Genomic DNA, 26901 nt, shown 5'->3' with positions numbered 1-26901 from the left:
TTAACCCTCGGGGATGCCCACCCGTTCTGAGTCTGGGAGCGATGACGCGGTCTCGTCGGCGCCGCCTTTGCGCTCTTGCTCTGACGCTTCTGCCTGCAAGTCCAGGAGGGAGGGGGAGTTGGCTTCCCCAATCAACACTCCCCGCAGCCAGAGGGGAGCGACAAAGGTGGTGGCAATCACCATGACGATAATGCTGACATCGAGGGCATCGGAGAGAACCCCACTGGCGGCCCCCACACCGGCAAACACCAGGCCCACCTCACCCCGGGGAATCATGCCCACTCCGATGGCGTAGCGGTTGATGCCCGGCTTGCCAAAGGCCCCCAAGCCCGCTGCCAGCTTGCCCACAATGGCAACTCCGATCAAGAAGACGGCAATGATCAGCCCCTCTCGGTTGACGGGGAGGGTGGGGTTGAGTACGGCAAGGTTGGTTTTGGCCCCAACGCAGACGAAGAAGATGGGCACCAGTAGGTCGGAAATGGGCTTGATCTGTTCTTCCAGCTCTTGCCGTTTCTCGGTTTCGGCCAAGATTAAGCCAGCGGCAAAGGCGCCCAAAATCGCTTCTAGATGAATGATTTGCCCCACATAAGCCAGCAGAAAGGCCAGCACAAGGGCGGGCAGAAGGGGGTTACCTCGGGTCTTCAGGCTGTTGAGAAGGGCCACAAAGTAGGGGCTGAGAAGGCGCCCCAAAACAATGGAGCCGACCAAGAAGACGATGGCACTGAGGATGATGATGCCGATATCGGAAAGGTTGACTTCTCCGTTTTTGGCCAAGCCCGCCACTACGGCCAAGATGATGATGCCCAACACGTCATCCAAGACGGCGGCGCCGATGATCACCTGTCCTTCTGGGGAGGTGAGTTTTTGCAGCTCGGCCAAGACGCGGGCGGTGATGCCGATGCTGGTTGCTGTGAGGGCAGCGCCGGCAAATATGGCGGGGATAACGGGCACATGAAACAGGTAGAGCAAGCCCAGGGTTCCGGCCAGGAAAGGCACAGCGACCCCGATGACGGCTACGGCTGCGGCTTGAGGGCCGACCCGCAACAGCTCGGCCAGATCCGACTCGAGGCCGATTTCAAACAAGAGGATGATCACCCCGATCTCGGAGAGGATGTCGATGATCTGGCTTTGGGAGGAGAACACCTGTACCAGGGATCCCTCGTCGAGTCCGGCAGTGGCTTGCAGAAATTGCATCAGTGCTGAGGATTGAGCCAAGGTGTGCAGCTCTTGGCCGGAAACTTGTCCTTCTGGGAAGACAAGCAACCCCAGAGCGGAGGCCCCTACCGCGACGCCCCCCAGCAATTCTCCCAGCACCGGCGGAAAGCCGAGGCGAACGGCGATTTCTCCGGCAATACGGCTGGCCAGATAGATGACCACCAGAGCCATCAGCACCGCCGCCAAGATCAGGGGTAAAAGATTGGCAGCCCCTTCCGGTTCAAGGGGGGCAGCGGCTTCAACAGCAAGCAACACTGAATCTAGGTTGTTCAACAGCAAGATCTCACCCTCAAATGATGAACAGCTTTTTGTCTCGGGCCGGCCCTGGTGGGAACGCTGCCGTTCCCATTCCTTTCGCCCTTCTGCTGGAAGACTGTTACAGAAGCTAACCTCCCTTGGGAACTGTTGGCAACGCCCAGATAGGCACTCTTATACTCCAGATAATTGGCACTTATCTGGACTATCATCTTCACAGCCGCTCCCCTGAGCAGGACGAAGCGTTTATTGCGCCCTCTCCTGGAAGACCCCTCGGAGCCGGCAATCCAGGACAAGCTGCTCCTTAGGAGGAAGCCTCGCCTTGGCCCGGTGCAGGATTGGATCCATCCAAATCGGACGATGGCCCAGACAGATCCAGAGGATTAAAGCGGTTCATGGCCGTCATCAGTCCCTCTTGCAAGCAGCACTCCACGGCCTCTACCGCCGTATTCAACACCCGCTCCAGCACCTCTTGTTCTGCAGGCGCAAATCCCCCCAACACATGCCCGACCACATCTTGGCTGCCCCTGGGTTTGCCCACCCCCAAACGCAGCCGTGGAAACGCCTCGCTCCCCAAGTGCTGAATGATGGACTTCATGCCGTTGTGCCCACCGGCAGAACCGGATCCCCGCAGGCGCAGACGACCCAGCGGCAAGTCCATGTCGTCGTACACCACCAGCACAGAGGCGAGATCTAACTTGTACCAATCCAGCACCGCCCGCACCGATTGGCCGGAACGGTTCATGTAGGTTTCCGGCTTGAGCAAGCGTCGCTTTCCTCCCAGGGCAAACCCTTCTCCGTAGCTGCCTTGGAACCGCTTCTCCAAAACCAACGGGATCCCCCAGCGCTGCGCCAGCCGATCCACCACCATAAAGCCGCAATTGTGGCGGGTATTGGCGTATTGAGGGCCGGGATTGCCCAAGCCCACAACAAGCTGCAGGGAAATCTCATCGGTTCCCTTGGGCTTGACCTGGGTCACAACGTTTCTCGCCTCCTCGAGCTAAAGTAAGGCATCGCTGCTTTGAGTGGTGTTGGCGTGTTTTTGGGCTGCTGGTCGCCCCGAAGGTGTCAGATACCCAGCCGGACTGAGTCGGGACAGCGGTGAGGATCCCTGGGGGCAAATGGCTCGCCGCCCATGACTCTGCCATTGTTTATTGTCAACGCTCATTGTGAACGCTTCTGACCAACCCTGCTATGAGCCTGCCCACCCCCTTCGGTCTTCACCCCAGCACAACCGAATTCGATGCCTCGGATGCCCTGCGCCTCAGCCAGCGTCTGATTCAGGTGGGGATCGCCCTCTCCTCAGAAACGGATCTGCAGCGGCTGCTGGAGTTGATTGTTGCTCAAGCCCGAGAACTGACCCACTGTGATGGGGCCAGCCTTTTTGTCCGAGAGGGGGAGGAACTGCGCTTTTTCGTGGTCAACCGCCATGAGGAGCTGCGGGATCTGCGCTTGCCCCTCAGCCCTTCCAGCATTGTGGGCTACGTGGTGCTCACCGGGGAGAGCCTGAATCTGCCAGATGTCTACCACCTGCCCGCCGACCGGCCCTATGCCTTTAACCCACAGGTGGATCGGCAGACCGGCTATCGCACCCGCTCCTTGCTCACTGTGCCCATGCGGGATCCCTCAGGAAAGATCCTCGGCGCCCTACAACTGTTGAACCGCCTAAAGCCGGATCACCCCACCCCCCTAGCTCCTGACCAGGTGGCTGAGTGGAGCCAACCTTTTTCTGAGCTGGAAGTTAGCGTGGCAGAAGCCTTGGCCTCCCAGGCGGCGGTTGCCTATCAAAACGTCCAATTGCGGGAAGAACTCAAATCTGCCCACTTCGAGACCATCTTCTGTCTGTCTCTGGCCGCAGAATACCGGGATCAAGATACCTCCTTTCACCTGAAGCGGATGAGCAACTACTCTCGCATCATCGCCAAGCACTTGGGCCTCTCCAGCCATGAGCAAGAGCTGATCTTCTACGCCAGTCCCATGCACGATGTGGGCAAAATCGGGATCCCCGATGCCATCTTGCAAAAGCCGGGGCGCCTGACCCCAGAAGAACGGCAGATCATGAACCGTCACCCTGAGATCGGCTACGAAATTCTCAGCAAGTCCGACTCCGAGCTGATGCAAAAGAGCGCCATCATCGCCCTTACCCACCACGAGAAGTTCGACGGCAGTGGGTATCCGCGCGGCCTCAAAGGAGAAGGGATCCCTCTAGAGGGACGGATTGTGGCCTTGGCCGATGTCTTCGACGCCTTGGCCAGCCGTCGCCCCTACAAAGAAGCCTGGGATCTGGAGGAGGTGTTTCAGTTTGTAGAAGACAACAGCGGCAGCCATTTCGACCCGCAAGTGGTGGCCGCCTTTAACCGAGGACGCAGCGAAATTCTGGAAATCTACCACCGCTATCAAGAAACCCGCTAAATCCAGCTCCAGATCAATCAGGGATCCAAGATACCAACCCAGAACATTCAGCTCCAAAGGGATCCGTCCCAGCAAACCGCAAAGAAGGGATCCCAGGCCATCCTTTCCGTACAATCCCGCAGAATCTTATGGGCAAAAGGTGGGATCCCAGGGCAAACTGAAGGTGGTCGATTTTCTGCAGGAATCACCCCATCAAAGGCCGATTTAGGGCCGAATTTTTGTGTTACTCTACACATTAGCATCCAACCCATCTGTACCCAACGTGTGCCGACGATCCCTGTGATGGCTACCCTGACAAATCCACCCACTCCTACCCTATCGATCAACACCAAGCTGCGTGACTTGGCCTTGGTGGAGTTTCAGGTGAGCGAGTCCACCCCTTGTGAGAACGTGGTGCGCCGCCTAGAAGATGACAGCAGCCTTTCAGGAGTCATCGTGCTGGACGAGCGGTCACAGGTGCGGGGAATGTTGACCCGCCGCGCCATTCTGGAGTGGATGCTCAGCAAGCCCTACGGCCTGGATGTGTTTTTGAAGCGGCCCATCAGCTCCATGGTAGAGTTCCATAGCCGGGATTTTCTCTTGCTCCCCGGCGACTGCGATGTCATCCAAGCAGCCGACCGAGCTTTCCAACGGCCCGAAGAGACCGTCTACGACCCAGTGGTGGTTCAACTGGGATCCCAGGACTACCGCCTTCTCGATGTGCCGGTGCTATTGGTGGCCCAGGCTCAGGTGCATCTGGCCACCCAGCGCAAGCTACAAGAGCAGCAGGAAGAGATGAAAAGGATCTTGGCAGAGCTGGAGCAGGAAAAAAACCGCAGCCTCCAGTATGCCCGGGATCTGGAGCGGCAAAAAGCCGAGATCCTCAACCAAAACCTGGCCTTAGATATGGAACGCCGGCGGGCCCAACAGCGCTCCGAGGAGTTGGCTCGCCTTAACGCCCGCATCATTGAAATCAGTTCTGTGCTCTCTGAGAGAGGCAAATCCACCTTTGCCGCTACCTTTGAAGGCGTGGAAGCCGTACGCGGCCTAGTTCAGGAAATTGCCGACAACAGCCAGGAGTTGTCGCGGGAGCTCAAGGAGATCAACACCATCGTGGATTTGATCGTAGAGGTGGCAGGATACATTCGCCTGCTCTCTTTCAATGCGGCTGTAGAGGCCAACCGCAGCGGTGGTGCCGGTGGCTTTGGAGCTATTGCCCAGGAGATCCGCAAATTGGCCGGGCGAACCACTGAGGCCAGCAACCGCATTCGCGGCCTAGCAGAGCGTATCCAGCGCCAGAGCCAATCCACACTGCAATCGGCCCAGAGCAGCGCTGAGGTGGTGCAATCCCTTTACCAGCAGGCCCAGTCGGCCCAGTTGGCCCTGGAAGAGCTGCAAACCCTGTTGGAACGAGCCCAGATCTAGCCGAACTTTTGAGATTCTTCTGGATCCTGAGAGCCTGAGGTTGCCATGGTGGCTAGGGGTCAACTTTCCCCTCTCGAATCTCATAAGTATAAAATTGCCCAGCCACGGCAAGGGTTTCAAAGTGGTAGGTGGGCAAGGAAATCCCCAGCGGGCCAAAGTTGAGCAACGACAAATCGGTGGTGTAGAGGCTGAAAAGGATAAAATTCTGCCGGCGGGTTTGGCGCATGAACAGAGCTTCTAGTTCGGGCTGGAGCTCTCGGACAAGGGCATGACATTCCTCAATCAAAGTGACCAAGAAAGACGGGATCTGAGCGCAGTATTCTCGCGTAGCGTAGGCGGCCAGTTGTTGCCCTGCATAGGTTCCGTACTCTTCTAAGGTGGGATTGGTGATGGCCAAAGCAGCCACTCCTCCCGCCAAAACCAGCCCGGAAAGCAAGGAAAAGACCTTCAGCATCGCAGCCTCCGAAACCGAATTCTTTATTCTGCTATAAGCTTGAGCCACCTCAACAGGGATCTTTCGGCAGAAGCCAAAGGACTCCGTCCTGCCTCTGGCGGGGTTGTTGCTATGGACAAGGGATCGCAATGCTGTTGCAATGGGAACGGCCAGGAACTGCCCCACAGAAGGGCTCCATCCCTTGATTGAGTTGCCGGCCCACAGGTTAGGATGGGATCCGACGCGCAAACAGCTTGCTGCTCTCTATGGAACTTGCCGATCTAAGACGCACCCTAGAATCGCTCACCTTGCGCCTGAGCAACGCTCAGGACTATCTTTGACCTGCCCCACTTGGAGCAACAGATTGCCATCCTAGAGCAAGAAGCCTCGCAGCCGCAGTTTTGGAATGATGTAGAGGCAGCCCGCCGCCACCTGCAAAAGCTCAACAGCCTCAAGGCCTCCTGGGATCAGGTGCACCGCTGGAAGGATCGCCTGGAAGATGCCGCCAGCGCCCTCGAGCTGCTCCAAGAAGAGCCCGATCCAGAACTCCTAGCCGAGACAGCAGGATCCCTGGCAGTGGTGGAGCGGGAGTTGGGCCAGTGGGAGCTGCAGCAACTGCTCTCCGGCCCCTACGACAAAAACGGTGCCATCCTCACCATCACCGCCGGCGCAGGGGGAACCGATGCCCAGGACTGGGCGGAAATGCTCCTGAAAATGTACACCCGCTGGGCCGAAAACCAGGGCTACAAGGTCAGCCTCTCGGAATACTCCGAAGGTGCTGAAGCCGGCATCAAGTCCGCCACCCTGCTGATCGAAGGCCCCTACGCCTATGGGTATCTTTCTGCCGAGAAGGGCAACCACCGCATGGAGCGCATCAGCCCCTTCAACGCCAACGGCAAACGGCAAACCAGCTTTGCTGGCGTAGAGGTGATGCCGATTCTGGAAGAGGAAAGCGAGTATGAGCTGAAGATGGAAGATCTGGAGTTCGAGACCTCCCGCTCAGGTGGGGCAGGTGGCCAAAACGTGAACAAAGTGGAAACAGCGGTGCGGGTGATCCACAAGCCCACCGGCATTGCCGTGCGCTGCACCGAGGAGCGCTCCCAACTGCAAAACAAAGAGCGGGCCATCCAGATCTTGAAGGCCAAGCTGATCGAGATGGAAGAAGAAAAACGCAGACAAAAGCTGGCCGAGATTCGCGGCGAGATGGTGACTCAGGGCTTTGGGGGGCGTATTCGCACCTACACCTTCGATCCCTACAAGCTGATCAAAGATCACCGCACCAACGCCGAAACCTACAATGTCGAGGCCTTTATGAACGGCGAGCCGGAGGAGCTGATGCATTTTATCCAGGCCTATCTGCGGCAGGAATACGCCAAACAACAGGCCGCCGCAGTCTAGGGCCGGCTGTAGCGCTCCCACACCGCCTGTATGAGGGCAGCCCGCTCCTGGGCTGAGAGCTGGGTCAAGGTCAGGGGATCCCCTTCCTGGAAAAACTCCCCTACCCCCCATCCCACGGCCCGGGGAGAGGCGGTTTTGGCTTGCAGGGATCCCGCCCAAGCCAACCCGTGCCAGGCGCCGATGGCAGTCTCCAGCGCCGAAGAAAAAACCAGATCCAGGCCGGGATGGCGGCTGAGATACTCTCGCAGCGCGATGCAGGAGCCCACCAAAGATGGCTTCACCACCAGGATCCCTTTCCATCCTGACCGATGGATCGCTTGCAACTGCTCCAGGCAGGCCACCGATTCATCCAAAGCAATGGGGGTCTGGTACTGGCGGCTGAGCTCCACCAGATGGGCGTGCTGATCCGGCGGCAGAGGCTGCTCCAAAAACTCAATCTTGACCGGCGAGGCCTGGTTGAGCCGATCACAAACCATCAGCCACCGGTGGGCCTCCGCAAGCCCTAGTCCCCCATTGGCATCCAAACGCAGATGGGATCCTGGTGGCAACCGCTCCAGCCATTGCTCCAGCTTCTCCAACTCCTGCTGCATGGGATCCCTCCCCACCTTGAGCTTGTACACCGACCGCGTGAGTGGGACGGAGTCCTTGTAGGAGTCCTTGTAAGATTCCGGCGGCAGGGTCTCCCCCAAAAGTTCACAGAAAGAGAGTAGAGAGAGATCCTTGTTCAACCAATCGGGATCCCGACAGGCCAGCCAAGCGCCTTCCAACCCAAACCGGCAGGCCGGCAGTGCTTCTGGGATCCCCAAAATATGCGCCTCCGACAAAAGAGGGGGCAACTGCCGACAAAACGCCAGAGCCTGCTCTAAGGTCTCGCTGCCAAACCAAGGGATGGGAGCAATTTCCCCATATCCCTGACAGCCTGTCTCCCGATCTGTAAGTCGGATCAGGATCCCTTCGCGCACGGACCACAGTCCGTGGTGGGTACGCAGGGGCCGCCGAAAGGGACGCCAGTAGGGGCAAAACGCAAAGGAAAACCGCTTTTCCAGCCGCCCAAGCGGCACGGATCCCTCTTTTTGGGTATCCCCTGCAGATGATCTGCTGTGCCTACCAGCCACAAAAAGCTCAAGCAAGATAAAGAAAGGAAAAACGCCAGTTTTCTCAGAGGGCTGCTATTCAGAAACGATCCCCATCGTTTTCTTGGACATCTCGAGATTGACCCACAATCGTGACCTCAATCCAGAGTTATGGTTACTTCAGGCCAGGGTGAGACACATGGGCTCCTAAAAAAGCTTTCCGGCACTGCGCATTCAACATTTTCAACATTTTTTATTTAGGTGTTTTATTGAGGTGTGGGCGCAATGTCCCCGTTTGAATCGAAATGGCCATGTTTGCCAGATCTTAGTTTTCCTCATGGTTTGCTCAGCTTAAAACACCAGCTCAACCTCTGCCAAGGCGGCTTCCGGCCCCACCAGAGCAATGGCCGGGGGGGTCAGGTAGGTTTTTGCGGCTTGATGGAGCTGCTCTGGGGTGAGTTGCCTGACCCTCTGCAAATACTGCCGGTCAAACTCCATGCCCAAGCCCAAAATCTCGTACCAGCCCGCCAGTTGAGCCACCTGGGCATTGGTTTGTTTGCTGAGGGCATACTGGCCCAGAAGTTTGCGCTGCGCCATTTCCACCTCTACCAGGTCGAGCGGATTGGCCTGCAGACGGTGGATTTCTGCTTGTAGGCGTTCCAGAGCCACCTGGGTGTTCTCTGCTGCAGTGCCCATGTAAACCCCAAAAGGGGCGGGATCCCGGCGGGTGGCAAAAAAAGCCGAGACCTCATAGGCCAGGCCACAGCGCTCCCGCAGTTCCACAAACAGACGGCTGGATAGACCGCTGCCCAAGTAGGTGGCCAACAGTTTCAGGGCCGGATAATCCGCAGAAGCAGCAGGGGATCCGCGAAACCCGATCAAGATCGTCGTCTGCTGAGTGGGCTGGGGCAACCTCAGCAGTTGGGGATCCCTCAGAGGGGGCAGGGGAACATCCCGATCCTCTGGAGAGGGGCCGGGAACAACCCAGTCCCCCAAAGCCGCTTCCACCTGGGCAGCCATTTGCTCCGGCGGCTCTGGGCCGATCACCACCATCACCATTCCATTTGGACGACAGTAGGCCGCGTGATAGGCCACCAAATCCTCGCGGGTCAGGGATCCCACCGTTTCCAGCCGTCCCAACCCCGGCAGAGCGTAGGGATGATCCCCATAGAGGGCTTGTTGCACCTGCTCGAAAGCCAAGCTGAAGGGCCGTTCCTGTTGGGCGCGGATGGCCTGCAGCATCAACGCCTGCTCTCGCGCCACCTCCTCTTCAGGAAAACTGGGATCCCGCAGCGTCTCCGCAAGCAAATCCAGCAACTCCGGGAAATCGGCAGCCACACAGCGCAGGCTCACCTCGAAATAGTCGGCAGAACTGTCCACCGATAGCGAGGCTCCCAGCGATTCCACCGCAGCAGCAATGGCCTGGGAGTTGCGCCGATGCGTGCCCTTGGTGAGGACAGCCGCCATCAAGTGGCTCACCCCCGCCTGTTGCGGCCGCTCTGCCCGGCTACCACCGCGGAAAAAACAGTGGGCAGCTAAGATCTCCACCGTTGGGTTCTGGCCCAGCAACAGCGTGATGCCATTGGCCAAAAGGACGCGCTGTAAACGGCCACGTTGGGTGGCAAGCAGAGCAGAGTTCATGCAGGCAAGGGATCCCGTCCAAAATCCGAAAGTCAAGAGTCCAGAGCGTCGAGGCAGCGCTCACCGACAGGCCAGTTGCAGCTCCGAGGCCATTGCTGGATCGAGGGCAGTCGGCTTGAGAACGGTGACCACATAGGCCTCCGGAGACAAGTACTGCTGGGCCAATTCCCGGATCTGAGCCGGGGTAAAAGATTGCAACAGCTCCAGGTACTCTTGAATGCGCTGCACCCCGCCCAGTGTCTCGTAGTAGCCATAGATGCCCGCCAATTGGCTGGGGGACTCGGCGGAGAACAGAAACTCATGGATGAGCATACGCCGGGTGCGATCCAACTCTGCTTGGCCGATGCCATCCTGCTGCAGCTTTTCGATCTCGTGCAGGATCGTCGCCTCCACCCGCGCCACATCCTTCGGCTCCAGCTGAGCGCCGATACAAAACAGTCCCCCCTCCTTCAACACCAGCGAAGAACAGCCAATGGCCCTCACCCAGCCCCGCTGTTCCCGCAGCAGATGCACCAGCCGCGAAGTACGGCCATCTCCCAGCAGAGAAGCCAACATCTCCAGGCCACAGGCTTGTTGCCAATCGTCAATGCCAACGGTAGGCCAGGCCAATTTCAGACGGGCTTGCTCCAAGCGGGCATGGTCGCTCTCCCGGCGCAGGATCCCTTGGGGACGAGGCTGGGGCGGGATGGGGGGGCTGGCCGGTGCTGGCCCAGCAGCAGAGCTGCCAAACTGCTCCTCCACCAAGGCCAACGCCCGCTCGGGATCGATGCCACCCGTCACCACCACCGTCATGGATTCAGGCCGATACCAAGCGCGGTGGTAAGCGCGCATCACCTCAGGGGTCAGTTGCATCAAGCTTTCCGGTGTGCCCAACACCGGTCGTCCATAGGGATGCTCCCCATAGGCGGTCTGCATCAAAAGCTGATAGGCCGTGTAATCAGGGTTGTCGGCGGCGCGGCGAATTTCCTCCAGAACCACCTGCCGCTCCCGCTCAAACTCTGGATCCGGGATCCCGGCCCGCAAAACCACCTCTGCCAAGTAGGGCAAGGTATCCGCTAGGTCAGCAGCAGCCACCGTAATGTAGTAATGGGTGTAGTCTTGGCCGGTGGCAGCATTGGTAACTCCGCCCCGTCCTTCCACGGCCCAATCCAGCTCACCAGGGGCCAGCCGCTCGCTGCCCTTAAACACCATGTGTTCCAAAAAATGGGATAGGCCCAGCCACTCCGGCGGCTCATGGCGTCCGCCTGTCCGTACCCAGACATCAACGGTTACAGAATCGGCAATGGGGATGGGATGAAGGATAACGCCTAACCCGTTGCTCAGTCGGTGGGTGTAGGCGGGCAAAAGACGAGGAGAGCGGTTCAAAATTCTTAACTGATGGAGAACAGTCTTAATTGTAGATGGAGAGGGTCTCCCGGAAATAGTATCTGAGACTACTTTTCTCGGCCTTCTCTCCCCACCTTGCAGATCCCAACCCCTTTTGTGGTAGAGGGAGAACCTAGGTACCTTGGGCTGCTCCCTGTCCAGACATCCCCCTAAGGCTCATTGCGCAGATCCGGGGATCCCTGCCAAGCCAGACTGGGGGATCCCTCTCCGGCCAGATTGTCCTCCACCTGAAATCCAGGGGGCCATTCTTCGCTATCGCGCACCCGCTGCACCACCTCTTGGGGCAGCACGACCCCCAACTGCCGGGCAGCCATGGCCACCACATCCCCCCGGTCGATCAAGCCGGCAATGGCACCAGTGGGCGTGAAAACCAAAATGCGGCGGGGTTCTGCCTGGCGCATCATCTGAATTACCTGGGGAATGGGGGTCTCTTCTCGTACCCCCTGCAGTTGCTCCATCGGCTTGAGAATAGCCTTGAGGGTGAGGCGATCCCACTGGCTGCGCTCGATGTCGTTGAGCAATTCTGGCCTGACCAGCCCACGGTAGCGGCCATCTTCCTCAGCAAAATAAACGTCCGCCGGTTGAGTTGGGGCTTCCGGCCTGAGAGAAGAAGGCACCAGATAGCGATCCACAAACTCCCGCAGGCTCATGTTCGCGTCCAAAACCCGAAACTGGCGGGTCATCACATCTGCAGCTTTCAGGCGGGCCAGCACCTGCTGCAGTTGCGCGTACTGGCTGTAGCGGCGGGCGGTGTTCAAAATAAACAGGCCGATCAACCCCACCCAGAGGCCGTTGAGGCTCCCCCAAAATACCACCAGCAGACCTAGCCCCACCAAACCCCAGCCCACCCCCTGGCCGGCTCGGGCCGCCCACAGCATACCCTTTTGCCGATCCCCTGTCCAACCCCAGATGGCCGCCTTGAGCATTTGCCCCCCATCCAGAGGCAGGCCCGGCAGCAGGTTAAACAGGGCAATCGTCAGGTTGATGGCAGCCAAGCTGGTGAGGGTTGAGGCCAGCATCGACTCCGGCACAGCCCAAGCCCGGGCCACGCTGAAGAAAACAAACAGACCCAAGCTGAGGAGAGGGCCTGCCACCGCCACGCAAAAAGCCCCAAGGGGGCGGGGAACTTCCCGCTCAATCGCCGCCATACCCCCAAAAATAAATAGGGTTATCGAGTTAACCCGTACCCCATAGGCGCGGGCCACCAAGCTGTGGGCCAACTCATGGGCCAGCAGAGAAAGAAACAACCCCATCGCCGTCAACACCCCGTAGGAGAGCACCAGCAGGAGGGCCGCCGGGAACCAGGTGTAGTCGATGAAAAAGGGGATCCCCCACAAGCTACCGATGCGCAGGCGACTGGTCATGACGATACAACTCCTTACACAGCTCTCACTGGGGAGAAGGCCCAGGAAGGTGCCGTTGAAGACGACAAGCAGCCCCTTAACTTGGGATCCCTCTCCTCCACTGTAGCCCTTCTGCCGGGCCTTCCGTTCCCTTGCGGCTCCCCCGGCAGACAGCGGGCCTGCCCTATCCCTAGAGGCTCTTAAAGATCTTCTCAGAGCACAACACTACCTACAACACCGGATCCCTGAAGATTGTGATAACGTGGTTGGGCATTGGGTTGGCGGGGTTGCCGACCGGCGCTCAAGAGTCGGAACTACCGAGCTTTGCAGAAGAGGTGTGGCTATGGTGTGGACTTCGTCCCGCTCAGGCGAACAGAGCAAAGAAGTACAGGGACTTGATCCCGCTGAAACGACGGGATCCCTGCCTCTGGGCGAGTTTCCGGCCACAGCCCCGGCGGCCAGCCCGGTGTTCTACCGCACCTACAGCCGTCGCCGCCCAGATGGCAGCCGCGAGACTTGGAGCGAGGTTTGCGATCGCACCTTGGCCGATATTGCCCGGTTGGGGCGCTTCACCCCTCAGGAGCGGCAGTTGGTAGAACGTCTGCAGCGGCAGTTGAAGGCGTTGATCTCCGGTCGAGCCTTGTGGGTGATGGGCACCGACTGGATCCAGAAGCCGGAAAACTTCTCCGGCGCCTACAACTGCACCAGTTTGGCGGTGGTGGACTGGCAGGCTTTTGGCCTGATGATGGATCTGGCCATGATGGGCTGCGGCACGGGAGCGGTGCTGGAACCCCAATTCATCAACCGCTTGCCTCCCATCCTCAACCGCCTTCAGGTTCACGTCAAGGGATCCATCGGCGCCACCCCTCCCGAAGAGCGGCAGGAACACACCCGCATCCACCGGCAGGGATCCCAGGTGCACATCCAGGTGGGAGACAGTCGCCGCGGCTGGGTGGAGTCCTACCAAGCGCTGCTGGAGCTGGCGTCGGATCCCAGCTTTGGGGGCCAGGTGGAAGTGACAGTGGACTTGAGCGATGTCCGCCCGGCTGGGGAGCGGCTGAAAGGGTTTGGGGGCGTAGCCAACCCCATTAAGCTGCCCGGCTTGTACGAGCGCTGTGCCGCCATCCTCAACAGGGCGGTAGGTCGGCAACTGAACTCGGTGGAGTGCTGTTTGCTCATCGACGAGGCGGCGGTGGTGGTGGTGGCGGGAAACATTCGTCGTAGCGCTGGCATTCGTCAGTTTGCTGCCGACGACCAGCTGGGATCCACCGCCAAAGACAACCTCTGGCAGCAGGACGAAAACGGCAACTGGAGAATTGATCCCGAGCGAGATGCCCTGCGCATGGCCAACCACACGCGGGTGTTTCACCGCAAGCCGACGCGGGAAGAATGTGTTGAGGCCGTGCGGAAGCAGTTTTACTCCGGTGAGGGCGCCATCCAGTGGGCCGGGGAAGCCGTAGCACGGGCCAACGCCGACCTGCTCAACACCCCAGAGCTCAAGCGGGAGTTCCTCGACGTCTATGCCTCGCAGGGGCCAGAGGGAGCCGGACGCTGGATAGAAGAGCGGCAGGCAGCTACCGACTCTCCGTTCCTCCAACCCCCGGCATGGCATAGGGTACAACGGTACGGGCTGAACCCCTGCGTTACGGCCGACACCTGGATCCATACCGGCGACGGCCCGCGCCAGGTGAAAGACCTTATCGGCAAGCAGCACAGCACCTATGTCAACGGCGAGCTATTCAGCACCACGCCAGCCGGGTTCTTCTACTCTGGCACCAAGCCCGTGCTCAAGCTGTTGACCGAGGAGGGGTTTTCTCTGCGGCTGACAGGCAACCATCGGGTTCTCAAGGTCATCGCCCAGACCCCAAAAGCACAGTACACCGAATGGGTGCCGGCAGAAGACCTGCGCCCGGGCGACCGCATCCTGCTGCACAACCATCGCCATCTAACCCCGTGGGATGGTGAGGGAACCTGGGAGGAAGGCTGGCTCCTGGGGAATTGGTTGGGCAACGGCAGCCTTGCGACGACCCAGTGGAACGACACAGCTGTATTGCGCCACTGGCAGGATACCCAAGACGAGATGAACCCATATGCGGTTCAGCGGTTGCAAACTGCGGTGGGGTGCGAACCTCGCCGGCCAGAGACCTGGTATCACCCTGAGCTGAAGTGTCGGGTTATCCATTCCACCGGCTTGGCAAGACTGGCGGCCAAGTTCGGCATAGCTCCAGGACAGAAAGAAATGACTGCGGCAGTCGAGGCCACCAGCTGCGATTTCCACCGCGGCTTCTTGTGCGGCCTGTTTGATGCCGATGGCAGCGTGCAGGGGCTTAGCGTGCGGCTCTCCCAAAGCAACCTGGACACCCTCAAAGCCGTGCAGCGCATGCTTGCCCGCCTGGGGATTGTCTCGGCCATCCGTCCCGCTGGATATCACCTGCTGCCCGCCAGCCAGCGCCAGCCAGCCGCGCAGCACGAGCTGGTTATCGCTCACGAGCTGGTTATCGCTCACGAGCTGGTTATCACTAAGGACAACCTGCACCAGTTTCAAGCAGTAGTGGGCTTCCGCGAACCCCGCAAAGCCCAGAAGCTAGGCGAACTGCTGGGCAGCTATCAGCCCCGGCTTAACCGAGAGCGGTTTGCCGTCACGGTTGCAGCGCTGGAGCCTGACGGGGTGGAACCGGTCTATGACTGCACCGTGCCCGGCCCCAGCTGCTTTGATGCAAACGGGCTAGTCGTCCACAACTGCGGCGAGATCATCGGATTCGACTTCCACTGCAATCTGGCCGAGATCCACCTCAACCGGCTGGATCCCCAGAACTGGCAGGAGCAGGAAGACGCCTTCACGGCGGGAGCCCTCACGGTGGCAGCTCTGCTCCACCACCACTTTGTGGAACCTCGCTTCCAGCGCTCGCGGGAATGGGATCCCATCGTCGGCGTCTCGTTCACAGGCCTGTTCGACTTTTGCGTCAAAGCCTTTGGGGTTGAATGGCTGCGCTGGTGGCAGGAAGGGAGACCCGATACCCCCATCGGGAAGGAATTCAAGCAGCAGGAGCGGGAATACCTCAGCCGCTGGAAGGAGATCGTCCACCGCGTGGTCTGGGACTACTGCGACCGCCACAGCCTGCGCCGCCCCAACCGCTGCACCACGGTTCAGCCCGCCGGCACCAAGTCGCTGCTCACCAACGCCTCTCCCGGCTGGCACCCGCCCAAAGCCCAACGCTACATCCGCCGCATCACCTTTGCCAAAAATGACCCGGTGGCGCTGGCCTGTCTGGACTATGGCTACTCGGTGGTACCTGCTCAGGCGGACAAAGATGAAAACGGGAACTTGCTCAACGACCCCTTTGATCCCCGCTGTACCGAATGGCTGGTGGAACTGCCTGTGGAAGTAGAATGGGCCAACCTGCCCGGTGCTGGCCAGATCGAGATCGAGCAATTCTCGGCCCTGGCCCAGTTTGACTTCTATATGCAGGTTCAGAAGTACTACACCACCCACAACACCTCCGCCACCATCGAGCTGCGGGAGGACGAGGTGGAAGCTCTGGGATCCCGTATCTACGAAGCCATCCGCGACGACGAGGGCTACATCAGCGCAGCGCTGCTGGCCCGCTTCGATGCCCCCTTCCCCCGCCTGCCTTTTGAGAAAATCGACAAGCCCACCTATGAGCGGCTGGTGGCCGAGGTCAAGCAGAGACGGCGGACAGATAACTTCTTCGCGGCCCTGGCCCGCTACGACCGCAACCTGACCCTGACAGCAGAGGGGCCGGCGGGGTGTGATGCTTTGGGGTGTCTGTTGCCAGATTCGGCGCCTCAGAGCTAGTTCCCCAAAAGGGTTCCCCCTGCTGCTGACCAACCCCATCGGATGCAAAGGCGCGACCGAGCTCCCTCCTGTGATACCTTTGTAGGGACTCCTCACAACCCCAGGGATCCCTTCTGCCCTTGGAATCGGCCCCATGCAAGACGAAAAAGACACGCTTTGCCAACAGCTTCTCACCCTGCAAAGCGAGGCCCTCGCCCAAGTGGAACAAGCTGCCGATCTGGATGCTTTGGAGCAGATCCGCATCGACTACCTGGGTAAGAAAGGCAAGCTCTCCAAAATCTTGGGGGGGATGGGGAAGCTGCCCCCAGAAGAACGGCCTGCCATTGGCGCTTTGGCCAACACCTTTAAAGAGGCCCTCCAATCCAGTCTGGAGCAGCGCAAACAGGCCCTTGGCGAAGCTCAACTGCTGGCCCGCCTAGAAGCAGAGCGCCTAGATGTCACCATGCCCGGGCCCCGTCGGCCTCTGGGGCGGATCCATCCGCTGCAGGCCACCATCGACCGCATGCTCGATATCTTTGTGGGAATGGGCTACACCGTGGTGCATGGGCCTGAGCTCGAGACGGAGTACTACAACTTCGAGGCCCTCAACACCCCTGCCGACCATCCGGCGCGGGATATGCAGGATACCCTCTACCTGGCCAATGGCTACCTGATGCGTACCCAAACCTCCTCGGTGCAGGTGCGCTACATGGAGCAACACCAGCCGCCGCTGCGCATTGTGCATGCCGGTCGGGTGATGCGCCGCGATACCGTGGATGCCACCCACTCCGCTGTGTTTCACCAGATGGAAATTTTGGCGGTGGGCGAGAACCTCACCTTTTCCGACCTGAAGGGCACCCTCAACACTTTCATCACCCGCCTATTGGGCAAGCGAGAAACCCGCTTTCGGCCCAGCTATTTTCCCTTTACCGAGCCTTCTGCTGAGATGGACGTGCGCTTTGGCTCGAAATGGCTGGAAATCTTCGGCTGCGGCATGGTGGATCCCAATGTATTTCAAGCGGTGGGCTACGACCCGGAGCGCTACACCGGATTTGCGGCAGGGATCGGCATTGAGCGGATGGCCATGCTCCTCCACGGCATTCAGGATATCCGCCTGTTTTATACCAGCGACCTGCGCTTTCTGTCTCAGTTTTAGGTGGCTATCTTATCTGAGGAACAAAACCCTCGTCCTGAGCCCTGCAAGACCTTCAGAAAACCCTCTTTCAGGAAAAGGTTTGCTTGTAGATCAACTGCAATTGTTCTAGCTCATCTTGGCGGGCAGCACGGCGCAGCAGGCGCATTTGCTCTTCGATGAGCTGGCGAGCCTCATTACGGCTAATCGGATCGAAGACCAACTCCTCCATGGCAGCAGGATCCCCGCTGTTATCCGGCGGCCTGAAGTAAACCCGAAAAAAGAGCCTTTGGGCGTAGAGAGTGGTGAAGAGAGCCTGATTTTCGTCGACCTGACACAGGCTGTAGAGCAGACCAAATGTGGGGTGATTCAGATACAACTCATTCATGCCCAATAGCGTATCACTCTTGGGGGAGAGGAGAGACTTTTCTTCCCGGTCGGTGCCAGAGAAAGTTCTGGAAATGATGTGGCTATGGCTCTTGAGACCAAGGGCTTAAATCACAAGTTCCGCCCAGCTCGATTTTGGCTGTTGCGACTGGATTCAACATTAGCAAACTAACAAGATTTTGGGTCAGGCTGTTACCGCCGCTGCTGTTCCCGCACCTTCCTCTTCGTGTCATTCAATTCGTTTTCCACCTCTAGCTGACGAAATTGCTCTTCCAATTCATCCCAAGCCTCGAAAGGTTTTCCCCAAGGGCTGAAATTCCGGTCCGGGTTGTCGATGCCTTTGGCTTGCGCGGCTCTTACCTCCTGAAGCTTAGCCTTCACTTCTTGGCGGCGCTGGCGAATTTGCGGCAGCAGCGCTTCCATTTGTTGGATTTTCTCCTTTTGGGCCTTCATTTGACTCCATAGCTGGCTGCCCCTCTCCAACAGCTCAGCTTCCCGGCGTCGCGCTCCTTCGGCCAGATCGGGACGATTGGCCCGCTGCGCCTTCTCAATGCGAAAGTGCCAGGTTTTAATCTCCTCGGCTAAGTTGAGAATGCTTTTTTGGAGAGCCTCCTCTTGGACGCGGCTTTCCTGCAACAGCTGCAGGGTATCCGATTCCTGCTGGCGCAACTGCTCATCGAGGGCTTGCAGCTCGATCTCGGGGTGGGCCCTGAGAAATTCCTCCAGGCGGGTTTCCAAAAATCGGATGATATCTTCGATCAGTTTCATGGACGGATCCTCTTCCCAAGCCCTCAGTTGCGTTTAGAGTAGCCTAAGCTGGGCCATCCTAGATAGGGTTATCCCATGCCCGTTTAAGACATTCCCTTTGACCTTCACCCAAAGGGAGAGGGAAGCTGGGGATCCATCCGGCACGCCAGTTCACCGCAACTGGGAACTCTCCTGAACCCAACTGCCCCCAGGCGGATCCCTCTCAATCCAGCAAACGGCCATCCCCAACCCGGATAATGCGCTGGGCGGCCTGGGCTACTTCAAGGTCATGGGTGACCACGACCAGGGTGATGCCCTGCCGGTGGAGCTCCGCAAAAAGGTTCAGCACTTCCTGGCCGGTATGGCTATCCAGAGCCCCAGTCGGCTCATCAGCCAGCAACAGTTGGGGTCGGTTGACAATGGCACGAGCAATCGCCACCCGCTGCTGCTGGCCGCCGGAGAGTTGGGCCGGACGCTGCTGCAGTTTGCTCCCCAAGCCGACTTGTTCTAGGGCTTGCTTGGCCCGCCGGCGTTGCTCCGGCTCCGGGATCCCGGCATAGGCCAAGGGCAGCATGACGTTCTCCAGCGCCGTCAAGACGGGCAGGAGATGGAACTGCTGGAAGACAAAGCCGATTTTTTGGTTGCGAATGTGGGCCAAATCGCGATCGGTCAGGGTGGAAACTTCCACCCCATCCAGCCAGTAGCGCCCTGAGCTGGGCCGATCCAAGCAGCCGATGAGGTTCATCAGGGTGGATTTGCCGGATCCAGAGGGCCCGATGATGGCGCAATACTCTCCCGGCTGGATCGCCAAGTCGATATCGTAGAGGGCCTGAAAACTGCCCTCCGGCAGTGGATAGACTTTGTTCACCCCAACCATCTGCACTACGGGCGGGCTGGCCGCAGCCAAGGCCTCGGCTGGGCGCTCCAGGGATCCGACCGGCCCACGGCGATGATTTGCCCAGGAATCTTGCTCAAGCATGGTTGGCACCGCGACTTGCCCCATTCTAGCCTTTGGGCTTCCCTGGCTTGACGGCTAACCGGAAGAGCGGATCTCCTGCGGCTGATGGTAGGGGCAGCTCCCCTGGGGATCCACCCTGAGGCGGTAGAGGGGAGAGCGTTCCTGATCGCAGCGAAAGGCTTGGGCTTGGGAAGTCAAGATCTGGCGGGCAAAGCGACAATTTTGGCACTTTTTGCCACCGTGATGACTGGATACAGAAGGCTGTTTTGGACGCGGCACGATCCCTGCTGGAGAAGGGGCAGCCTCTGCCGGGCGGATCAGCTCCCGTGGAGAAAGGCCGCGCAGCACCAGTTCGGATCCCTGCCAGCGGGCTTCCACCAGGCCGGTATCGGCCCAGGCCGGCCAACGGGGATCCTGGGTAATCTGGGGGGGCAGACGCACCTGTACCCCCGCCAAAGTCCGCGGCGACCCCTGCTCCTGCCAAACTTCTTCCACCTCCCCCTCATAGCGCAAAGGGGGATCCCTGATCTCGGCGGGGGAACCGGCCTTCAGCTCCGCGAGCCTAACTGGGGTTTGTAGGTGCCCATCGGGCAACTCCAGCCAATGCCCAGGCTGAGGGCAGTGGACATGGTAGCGATTGCACAGCTCCGGCAGATCCGCCAGATCCTGAGCCTGCTTGGGGTCGGCGTGAACCAAGACCAAATGCTGGGGGCGAAAGGTGTGGATGATCTGGGTGAGATGCCCGACATCGTTGTGGCTGTGCCAGGTTATCCATTCAACGGCAATGCGGGAGCGCAGCGGCGCCGGCCAACGCTCAAACGGGGTAGCCAGTTCCACCTCTGGCAGCCGCACCAGCAGACAGGAGCGCTGCGGTTGGGCCAACAACCTCGACCAAATTGGATCCCAAGCCTCAGGCCCGGCATCGGCGTCGCACAGCAGCAAGCCTTGGGGCAGAGGATCCGCTTCGGTAAGGGGCTGAACCCGCGGCTGCAGGCGGTCTTCCCAGAACAAGGGCTGGTAGGTGGCGAAATTGCGCACCGGCTCCGGCAGGTAGGTGAGCAAGCGCTCGTAGAGATTGCAGCCTGCCGCCAGCCCCGGCGCCACCCATATCTTGAGCTCTTGGGGGGCTTGGGTAAAGCGGTGGTGGGCTTTGAGGAGAAAGATCAGCTCCTGCCCCAACCCCAACACTGGCAGGGGAAACAGCACCGTTTGCCCCGCTTCCAAGGCGCTGAGCAACCGCTCCACCAGGCGATTTTCCAGGTGACGACGGGGTGGATGGCGGGTGGATCCCAGCGAAGCCTCGATGAGCAACACGTCCGGCTGCCAGTGGCGCAAAGCAATGAGATCCAAGCCGGGGGCAAAGCGAGTTGAGGCCAGGGAACAGTCGCCCGTGTACACGCAGGCTTGGGCCGGAGTGGTTTGGGTATTTTGCAGCAGGGTTGCCGCCGCTCCCGGCAGATGCCCAGCCGCAAAGAAAGTGAGCATCAGATGGGGCAAAATCTCTCGCGCCCGGCCCAAAGGCAGCGCCCGAAAGGGGGGAAAGCGAATGTCCCGGTCGTAGCCTGGCCAAACGCCACACTCCCACAGACCAGCGGCCAAATGAGCAGTCACCGGCGTGGCGTAGAGAGGTACCTGAGGGTAACGACGATGAAAAGCAGGTAGCCCTTGCACATGGTCAAAGTGAGCATGGCTGCAGATTACCGCATCCGGGATCCCTGGCAGAGCCTTAAAGAGGGCAGGAGCGGGCAACCCGCAATCGAGAAGCAAACGGTGGGATCCCATCTCCAGCCAATAGGCACAGCCCTGCTGCCAGGGATCCGTACCCAGGGGGAGCAGTCGAAGGGGGGGTCTCTCTGACTCCACAGGTGTGTCGTTCTGAACCTAGAAGACCGCGTTCAATCCTGCAAACAGGAGGGGCGACTTGGCCAGGGATCCCCCCTCTCCACCGGTACACCTCCCCGGAGAGTTGGAGACAACCTGTGCCGATCTACTTATCCTACACTTCTCACAGCATAGCGTTTGCCCACCATCTGCCGCGGCAGCCTGCCATTTCATCCATGCAGCAGCTGAATGGATGTGGGGATTTGGTTTTGCGATGAACTTGTCTTGGCTTGGCAGCCTATGGGTCGGCGCTCTCTTCTGTCGCCGCAGCGGCGCTGCTGCTGGGAAAAGCAAAGCCGGCAAAATCGTGATCGTCGGGGCGCACCGTCAGGATCATCAGGTTGTAGAAGGCCCAGACCAAGCCAAACAGCAGCTCAGGCCAAGAGGGATCCCAACTGCCGGCAAAACGCAGGGATCCCACCCCCATAGCCAGAAAAGTCAGCACAATAGCCAGAGCCTGAGGCCCCAAGGAGAGCTGGGAAGGCTGCTCGGGATAGGGGGGCACTCCCTGCAGACTTTGCACCAGCGCCTGGATGGACTGAAAAAACTGGCTGCCCGTCTGCCGTTCCGACTGCCAAGCTGCCCCCCACAGATGGGGGGGAAAGGCCAAGAGCCAACTGATGCGCCCCAGGAGAGCATAAGGCAAAAACCACGCGAAGAAGACCCGGTCAAAGGCCGGCACCGGCATCCACCCCGTGCAGAGAAAGACCATCGGCACCGCCAAGTAGACCAGCTCCGCCATCCCACCGGCAGCCCAGAGGGCCAGCCACAGGTATTGAAAGCGCTGCTGCTGTGTGGTCGGCTTGCCCCAGAAGGGATTTTCCCTCAAGGCCGAAAACAAAGCCAGCAAAGCAACGCGGCGGTTGCGCAAGGGCAACAAAACACCCGTAACCTGGGTTTGGCGAACCAATTGAGACTGCCAGCCGCGGCAGTGCATCTGACACCCCAACTGCACAGGGCGACGAATGTCAATCCGCGGGATCCCTTCCAAAGCCTTGCGCCGGATGAGACAGCCAGAACCCAACAGGGGTGCCGCCTGATACCCTTCGGATCCCACCGCCAAGAGCTGCTGCAGTGGGTGAACGGCTCTGGGCTGGCCTAGGGTGCGCAGCATTGCCTGCACAAAGCCAGTTCGGTTGACAATTGGAGCCCGCTCCGGCGAGTCGTAAAAGTGGGGCAAGGTCTGCCACAGGAAGTCCCGCTCGAGAAAATGGCCCGGCTGTACTAGGAGGAGATACTCCCCTTGGATATGAGGGGATCCCATCGCGTAAGCCAGGGGGTCGGCTGTGGGGCTAGGGCAGGCCCAGTATTCGCAGGGAATGGCCCGCGCCGCCTTGGCCATCTCCTCATCCTCTACCCGATCCACAATGTGGACAAACAACCGCTCCCAAGGGTAGTCGAGGTGCAGAGCCGAAAGCACTGTTTGCCGGGTTGCCTCTACGGAATCCCACTGGCGCATCACCAGCACATCCACTCGCGGTAACTGGAAAAACGACCGCCGCAGGACCTCTGGGGATGGGATCGTCTCTCTCGGCACTTGGGGATAGCGGCTGAGGGTAAAGCCCACCGCCGCCAGCCAAACATACAGCTCTGCCCCCCAAAACAAAAGGGATCCCAAATCCATCAACCCGGCTGTCAGTCGCCAGTAGAGGTACATCACCCCGGCAATGAGGTGAAGCAACCCTGCCCAGCGAAACAAATACACCCGCATCAGCTTTCTGCCTTCCACGCTTTTGCCATTTTCGCCCTTGAAGGGTCAGGGATCCCTAGCTCCTCTTCTCTTCCGGCTGGCCCCAATCCTCAAGAACGAAAAAAGTTCAGGAACCAGCAACAGCAAAACCCTGTCTGCTCTGGAGCAGACAGTTTTCAGCCCGGCAAGCAGCTTGGTCGACAGAAGCGAGAATCTTCTCTTGCGGAAGAAACTGATACATTTACGCTGAGCACTGCTGAACATCACTGTTCAACTATGCAGCGATAGCATTCTGTTTGTTTCCAAACAGAATGGCGGTATCCCGCAAAGCTTTGAGTAGAATACCCAAAGCGCAGTTTCCGTGTCGTCTTACTACCAATTTTCTGCTTTGCTTTGGCTACCATGTTGGCAGACTCGAAAGTAAACAGAAAGATCAACTGGTAGTAATCCGTACTGAACATATTATACATTATTTTCAGTATAGTTGAGCTTATTATTGACTAGAGTCATGCTCTCCCAGGCAGTTTCAAAGCTGGGCCTTTCCCTACTGGGCAGCCACCTCAGCTGGGTAGACACTCACCTTTTGCCGCCACTTGCCATAGCGCTCAAAAGTCACAATGCCGGTGACCACAGAATACAAGGTGTCGTCGCCGCCGATGCGCACGTTCACCCCTGGGTGAAACTTGGTGCCCCGCTGCCTGACCAGAATGTGGCCGGGATGCACCAGCTCGCCCCCATAGCGCTTCACCCCCAGCCGCTTGGCATTGGAATCTCGACCGTTGCGAGTGCTGCCCGTTCCCTTCTTATGAGCCATAACGCCTCCTATGCAACTGCGTGATCAACAGAAACGAGATAAAAAAATCGGGATTCAGGACACCTGAGTTCAGAGTTTATTCCTCATCCGCAGGGATCCCTGTCGCCGCTGCCGAAGGGGCTGCCTCTGGGTTAGACTCTGGAGCCGCTTCCGTACGGGATGGTGCCGTGGCTAGGGGCACCCCATTGAGTTCAATAGACTCGATCAGCAGACGGGTCAGCGGTTGCCGATGACCCCTCTTTTTGCGGGTCTTTTTCTTTGGCCTCATCTTGTAGACGATGATTTTATCGCCGCGCCGATGCTGTAAAACCCGTGCCCTGACGACCGCCTCCGAAACGTAGGGATGCCCCAACGTGATTTGTCCCTCGTGGTTGATCAACAGCACACGAGACAAATCGAAGGGGCTGTTCTCCTCCACTTCCGCCAGGCGATCGACCTCGTAAAAACGCCCCGGCTCCACCCAAAGCTGCTTACCGCCGGTTTCCACAATTGCGTAAGTCATCTTTCTCCCTGCCGTACAGGTGCCCTGCGGGGGTCTTGAAACCTGATCCGAGCATTGACAGCGATCTTAGATCGTAGCCGAAAAAGCCGCCGTCCGTCAGCTGGGTTTGGTCGAGGACTGGCTTGCAACAGTTCCGGTCGAGCAGTGGGACGGACTCCCCAAGCACCTCATGCTGTTGCCCCCCAGCCCCTTTCCCAGAGGAAGAGGGGAGTTGGGAAGCAGTTGGGAAGCAAATGTGCAGCATCTGAGGCGACCGCAGGCCAGAGGTTGCAGAGTCATTCTTTGCTATTCGGTCAGCTTCTCCCAAGCAGCCTGAAGGGCAGCCTGCATGCGCTGAGCGGCGCGGCTGAGGCGATGTTGCCAGGTTTCCCACTTGTGTTGCAGAAACTCTGCCGCCTCGTCCAGTAGGGAGAGATCGAACTTGCCCCCTTTGGCCAGCTCGTCCCGCACCTGCTTCACCTTAACGCGCACCACCTCCGGCGGATCCTGTGGGCCAACCAACGCCTTGAGGCGATCCCCCATGCGCTGGATAAGCTGTTTCACCTGCCGAGATTTTTCGCTCCAAAAGTTCTTCAAGCCTTCTGCTTCCGATTTCAGCCGTTGCGGAGCATCCTCCTTAACCACCACCGCGTCCACATCAATGGCTTCCACGTCCTCAGGCAGGAGAACGGCGCGCCCCCCCCAAGGCTCGGCAATGCTGCCACCCAGAATGTAGGCGGCAATCGCTCCAGTCTCCCAGTCAAAGAGAAAATCCTCAATCCAGCCGACCTCTCGATTCCCAATGCGCACTGTGCGACGGTAAAGAGAGCTGATGGGGGTTAGGGGGGTAGCAAAAACGGTAGAGTAGGTCAGCAGCGCGTCTGGCCCGATCAGAGAAATCTGCTCCAGAGGGGTGTATCCCTGCTGGCTGGTGAAGTAGCATACCCGCCCTGTTGGGTCAACCCAGACTTCTTCTACAGTGCCCAAGGCGGTAGCAGTGCTGCCATCGAGGGCCAGCAGGCCCACCACCTGGCTACGTCGGATGATCTGTTCCATAGGGTTCATCGAGTTATCTCCTTGATGGGTTAGCTGGGCAGCCTCAAAATCCGCGGTAGTGGCGCAGTTGCCCCCTGAGCCGGGCAATTTCCTGAGCCATGTCCAAGACCATCGCTGCCCCCGTCCAGTTAAGCCCCAAGTCTCGGTGTAGGCGGCTCATTTGCAACAACCGCCTGAGCTGTTGGGGGGTCAGGTAGCTGCTCTCGGCCTCCACTAAGCCTTGGGCCAGCAGCCATTCCAGCAGGTGGGGAGGGATCCCCAGCAGTTCCGTGGCCTGCTCGAAGGTATAGAGCCGTTCTTCTACCCGCACAATGGCCAAACTCATAGACTCACCTCCTGCAAGTGGGCGCGGGGATCCCAGCTACGGCTTTGCCGCAGCTTTTCGTAGAGATCCCGCTCGGTCTGGGAAAGGGATTTGGGCGCCACCACCTTCAGCCGCACCAGCAGGTCGCTCCGCTGGCCTTGGGGATCCCGCCAGCCTTGGCCCCGCAGCCGCAGGGTTTGGCCGCTGTCTACCCCGGCAGGGATCCTCAGTTGCACGCGACCCGTAGGGGTGGGAACTTCCGCCGTCCCTCCCAAAGCCGCCTCGTCAGGAGTAATGGGCAGCTCGCAGAGCAGGTTGTCTCCGTCAAAGCGGAAGAAGGGATGGGGGGGCAGCTCCAGGGTGAGGTAGAGATCCCCTCTTGGCCCGCCAAAGGGGCTGACCTGGCCTTTGCCCTTGACGCGGATGCGACTGCCCGGCTTAGCGCCGGGGGGAATGCGGATAGTTAGCGTTTCTCCATCTAGGTTCAGCCGTTTCTGGGTGCCGTGGAAAGCTTCTGCCCAGCTGAGACCCAGAGTGCCCTCCACATCCTGCCCCGGCAAATCCACCGAAACAAACGGCCCAAAGCCGCCGGCGAAGCCCTGGAACCCGCTGCGGCGGGATCCCATACGGCCCAGCAGCTCGTTGATAAACTCCTCGAAGCTGGCGTATTGGGCGAAGCCCTCCATGCCCGGCATTCCAGCCGCAGAACCAGTACCCACCCGCTGCCAGTACTGCCCAAACTGGTCGTAGCGCCGCCGCTTCTCTGGATCAGAGAGCACCTCGTAGGCTTCGTTGATCTCCTTAAAGCGTTCCTCTGCCGCCTTGTTGCCGGGGTTCACGTCGGGGTGATACTGGCGGGCCAGCTTGCGATAGACGCGCTTGATTTCCTCGGCAGAGGCATCTCTGCTGACGCCCAGGATCTTGTAATAATCCTTGAAGTCACTCGCAGCCATAGGCTCACCCCTGCAAGGTTAGGTTAGAGTTTTTCGGGCTATTCTCAGGATATAAGGTTGCAGCTAAAAAATTGGAGCAGACCCAGAACACGTACAGGCAGAGCGGCGAGATGGCGCTTTACTGTGCTCTCGCTACTTCGGA

Annotated in this window: 22 protein-coding genes; 5 read left to right on the top strand and 17 right to left on the bottom strand. The window is 59.2% G+C overall.

Annotated elements, in window-relative coordinates; translation table 11 throughout:
* Together ACVWYY_RS02595 and pth are read right to left on the bottom strand one after the other, a co-directional pair.
* Complete coding sequence (locus ACVWYY_RS02595; protein ID WP_457402353.1) at positions 1-1470, bottom strand: cation:proton antiporter; 1470 nt, start codon at positions 1468-1470, stop codon at positions 1-3.
* Positions 1471-1774: 304 nt separating this feature from the next.
* Complete coding sequence (pth, locus tag ACVWYY_RS02590; RefSeq protein WP_457402355.1) at positions 1775-2449, bottom strand: aminoacyl-tRNA hydrolase; 675 nt, start codon at positions 2447-2449, stop codon at positions 1775-1777.
* Positions 2450-2664: 215 nt separating this feature from the next.
* Between pth and ACVWYY_RS02585 the strand changes: the two genes are divergently transcribed.
* Together ACVWYY_RS02585 and ACVWYY_RS02580 are read left to right on the top strand one after the other, a co-directional pair.
* Complete coding sequence (locus ACVWYY_RS02585; protein WP_457402357.1) at positions 2665-3882, top strand: HD domain-containing phosphohydrolase; 1218 nt, start codon at positions 2665-2667, stop codon at positions 3880-3882.
* A 264-nt stretch (positions 3883-4146) separates the two neighbouring features.
* Positions 4147-5286 carry a methyl-accepting chemotaxis protein gene (locus tag ACVWYY_RS02580; RefSeq protein ID WP_457439506.1) on the top strand — a complete coding sequence of 380 codons (1140 nt, stop codon included), beginning with the start codon at positions 4147-4149 and terminating at the stop codon, positions 5284-5286.
* A gap of 52 nt (positions 5287-5338) precedes the next feature.
* Here ACVWYY_RS02580 and ACVWYY_RS02575 read toward each other — a convergent pair whose 3' ends face one another.
* Positions 5339-5740 (bottom strand): DUF4359 domain-containing protein, encoded by a 402-nt coding sequence (locus ACVWYY_RS02575; RefSeq protein WP_457402361.1) that lies wholly within the window; start codon positions 5738-5740, stop codon positions 5339-5341.
* A 245-nt stretch (positions 5741-5985) separates the two neighbouring features.
* On the opposite strand from ACVWYY_RS02575, the gene prfB reads away from it, so the two are divergent.
* Positions 5986-7117, top strand: a protein-coding gene (prfB, locus tag ACVWYY_RS02570) for a peptide chain release factor 2 (RefSeq protein ID WP_414344353.1) whose coding sequence is annotated in 2 segments (ribosomal slippage) — positions 5986-6057 and positions 6059-7117 — 1131 coding nt in all. Because the reading frame shifts where the segments join, the coding sequence is not laid out codon by codon here.
* Here prfB and ACVWYY_RS02565 read toward each other — a convergent pair.
* The 4 genes from ACVWYY_RS02565 to ACVWYY_RS02550 form a co-directional block, all read right to left on the bottom strand.
* Complete coding sequence (locus ACVWYY_RS02565; protein ID WP_457439504.1) at positions 7114-8178, bottom strand: o-succinylbenzoate synthase; 1065 nt, start codon at positions 8176-8178, stop codon at positions 7114-7116. The genes prfB and ACVWYY_RS02565 overlap by 4 nt on opposite strands.
* Positions 8179-8541: 363 nt before the next feature.
* Positions 8542-9831 (bottom strand): M16 family metallopeptidase, encoded by a 1290-nt coding sequence (locus ACVWYY_RS02560; protein ID WP_457402365.1) that lies wholly within the window; start codon positions 9829-9831, stop codon positions 8542-8544.
* A 60-nt stretch (positions 9832-9891) separates the two neighbouring features.
* Entirely contained in the window at positions 9892-11196 is a 1305-nt protein-coding gene (locus tag ACVWYY_RS02555) for a M16 family metallopeptidase (protein ID WP_457402366.1), read from the bottom strand.
* Positions 11197-11366: 170 nt separating this feature from the next.
* The gene (locus ACVWYY_RS02550; protein ID WP_457384075.1) at positions 11367-12581 is read right to left on the bottom strand and encodes a site-2 protease family protein; all 1215 of its coding nucleotides are present in this window, start codon (positions 12579-12581) and stop codon (positions 11367-11369) included.
* A gap of 322 nt (positions 12582-12903) precedes the next feature.
* On the opposite strand from ACVWYY_RS02550, the gene nrdJ reads away from it, so the two are divergent.
* Positions 12904-16377, top strand: a complete 3474-nt coding sequence (gene nrdJ / locus ACVWYY_RS02545) for a ribonucleoside-triphosphate reductase, adenosylcobalamin-dependent (RefSeq protein ID WP_457439502.1) — start codon at positions 12904-12906, stop codon at positions 16375-16377.
* 133 nt (positions 16378-16510) lie between these two features.
* Positions 16511-17512 carry a phenylalanine--tRNA ligase subunit alpha gene (pheS, locus tag ACVWYY_RS02540; protein WP_457402369.1) on the top strand — a complete coding sequence of 334 codons (1002 nt, stop codon included), beginning with the start codon at positions 16511-16513 and terminating at the stop codon, positions 17510-17512.
* A gap of 67 nt (positions 17513-17579) precedes the next feature.
* Here pheS and ACVWYY_RS02535 read toward each other — a convergent pair whose 3' ends face one another.
* From ACVWYY_RS02535 to ACVWYY_RS02490, 10 genes are all read right to left on the bottom strand, one after another.
* Positions 17580-17876, bottom strand: coding sequence for a PipX family protein (locus ACVWYY_RS02535; RefSeq protein ID WP_011432377.1), 297 nt, complete (start codon positions 17874-17876; stop codon positions 17580-17582).
* A gap of 191 nt (positions 17877-18067) precedes the next feature.
* Entirely contained in the window at positions 18068-18643 is a 576-nt protein-coding gene (locus tag ACVWYY_RS02530; RefSeq protein ID WP_457402371.1) for a TIGR04376 family protein, read from the bottom strand.
* A gap of 202 nt (positions 18644-18845) precedes the next feature.
* Positions 18846-19601, bottom strand: coding sequence for an ABC transporter ATP-binding protein (locus ACVWYY_RS02525; RefSeq protein WP_457402373.1), 756 nt, complete (start codon positions 19599-19601; stop codon positions 18846-18848).
* A gap of 54 nt (positions 19602-19655) precedes the next feature.
* On the bottom strand, positions 19656-21443 hold the full coding sequence (locus ACVWYY_RS02520) for an MBL fold metallo-hydrolase (protein WP_414399914.1): 1788 nt from the start codon (positions 21441-21443) through the stop codon (positions 19656-19658).
* A gap of 256 nt (positions 21444-21699) precedes the next feature.
* Positions 21700-23190 carry a cellulose synthase gene (locus ACVWYY_RS02515; protein ID WP_457402374.1) on the bottom strand — a complete coding sequence of 497 codons (1491 nt, stop codon included), beginning with the start codon at positions 23188-23190 and terminating at the stop codon, positions 21700-21702.
* A 505-nt stretch (positions 23191-23695) separates the two neighbouring features.
* Positions 23696-23965 carry a 50S ribosomal protein L27 gene (gene rpmA / locus ACVWYY_RS02510; protein WP_011432382.1) on the bottom strand — a complete coding sequence of 90 codons (270 nt, stop codon included), beginning with the start codon at positions 23963-23965 and terminating at the stop codon, positions 23696-23698.
* A gap of 76 nt (positions 23966-24041) precedes the next feature.
* The gene (gene rplU, locus ACVWYY_RS02505) at positions 24042-24467 is read right to left on the bottom strand and encodes a 50S ribosomal protein L21 (RefSeq protein ID WP_011432383.1); all 426 of its coding nucleotides are present in this window, start codon (positions 24465-24467) and stop codon (positions 24042-24044) included.
* A gap of 285 nt (positions 24468-24752) precedes the next feature.
* Positions 24753-25502: a PRC-barrel domain-containing protein gene (locus ACVWYY_RS02500; protein ID WP_457402464.1), complete on the bottom strand. Its 750-nt coding sequence runs from the start codon at positions 25500-25502 to the stop codon at positions 24753-24755.
* Between the two features lie 43 nt (positions 25503-25545).
* Positions 25546-25827 carry a chaperone modulator CbpM gene (locus tag ACVWYY_RS02495; protein WP_011432385.1) on the bottom strand — a complete coding sequence of 94 codons (282 nt, stop codon included), beginning with the start codon at positions 25825-25827 and terminating at the stop codon, positions 25546-25548.
* Positions 25824-26759, bottom strand: coding sequence for a DnaJ C-terminal domain-containing protein (locus ACVWYY_RS02490; RefSeq protein ID WP_011432386.1), 936 nt, complete (start codon positions 26757-26759; stop codon positions 25824-25826). Before ACVWYY_RS02490 ends, ACVWYY_RS02495 begins: the two co-directional genes overlap by 4 nt.
* Positions 26760-26901: the final 142 nt, after the last annotated feature.

Source organism: Thermostichus sp. MS-CIW-34 (genome assembly GCF_054060435.1).
Note: the sequence above shows the minus strand (reverse complement) of the source record. Positions and strands in the feature narration are given on the sequence as shown.

Bases quoted from the DNA above. Each gene is read 5' to 3' on its own strand.
- ACVWYY_RS02585 (WP_457402357.1), top strand. From the start codon at position 2,665: ATGAGCCTGCCCACCCCCTTCGGTCTTCACCCCAGCACAACCGAATTC.
- ACVWYY_RS02575 (WP_457402361.1), bottom strand. From the start codon at position 5,740: ATGCTGAAGGTCTTTTCCTTGCTTTCCGGGCTGGTTTTGGCGGGAGGA.
- ACVWYY_RS02560 (WP_457402365.1), bottom strand. From the start codon at position 9,831: ATGAACTCTGCTCTGCTTGCCACCCAACGTGGCCGTTTACAGCGCGTC.
- ACVWYY_RS02550 (WP_457384075.1), bottom strand. From the start codon at position 12,581: ATGACCAGTCGCCTGCGCATCGGTAGCTTGTGGGGGATCCCCTTTTTC.
- nrdJ (WP_457439502.1), top strand. From the start codon at position 12,904: ATGGTGTGGACTTCGTCCCGCTCAGGCGAACAGAGCAAAGAAGTACAG.
- pheS (WP_457402369.1), top strand. From the start codon at position 16,511: ATGCAAGACGAAAAAGACACGCTTTGCCAACAGCTTCTCACCCTGCAA.
- ACVWYY_RS02535 (WP_011432377.1), bottom strand. From the start codon at position 17,876: ATGAATGAGTTGTATCTGAATCACCCCACATTTGGTCTGCTCTACAGC.
- ACVWYY_RS02530 (WP_457402371.1), bottom strand. From the start codon at position 18,643: ATGAAACTGATCGAAGATATCATCCGATTTTTGGAAACCCGCCTGGAG.
- ACVWYY_RS02525 (WP_457402373.1), bottom strand. From the start codon at position 19,601: ATGCTTGAGCAAGATTCCTGGGCAAATCATCGCCGTGGGCCGGTCGGA.
- rpmA (WP_011432382.1), bottom strand. From the start codon at position 23,965: ATGGCTCATAAGAAGGGAACGGGCAGCACTCGCAACGGTCGAGATTCC.
- rplU (WP_011432383.1), bottom strand. From the start codon at position 24,467: ATGACTTACGCAATTGTGGAAACCGGCGGTAAGCAGCTTTGGGTGGAG.
- ACVWYY_RS02500 (WP_457402464.1), bottom strand. From the start codon at position 25,502: ATGGAACAGATCATCCGACGTAGCCAGGTGGTGGGCCTGCTGGCCCTC.
- ACVWYY_RS02495 (WP_011432385.1), bottom strand. From the start codon at position 25,827: ATGAGTTTGGCCATTGTGCGGGTAGAAGAACGGCTCTATACCTTCGAG.
- ACVWYY_RS02490 (WP_011432386.1), bottom strand. From the start codon at position 26,759: ATGGCTGCGAGTGACTTCAAGGATTATTACAAGATCCTGGGCGTCAGC.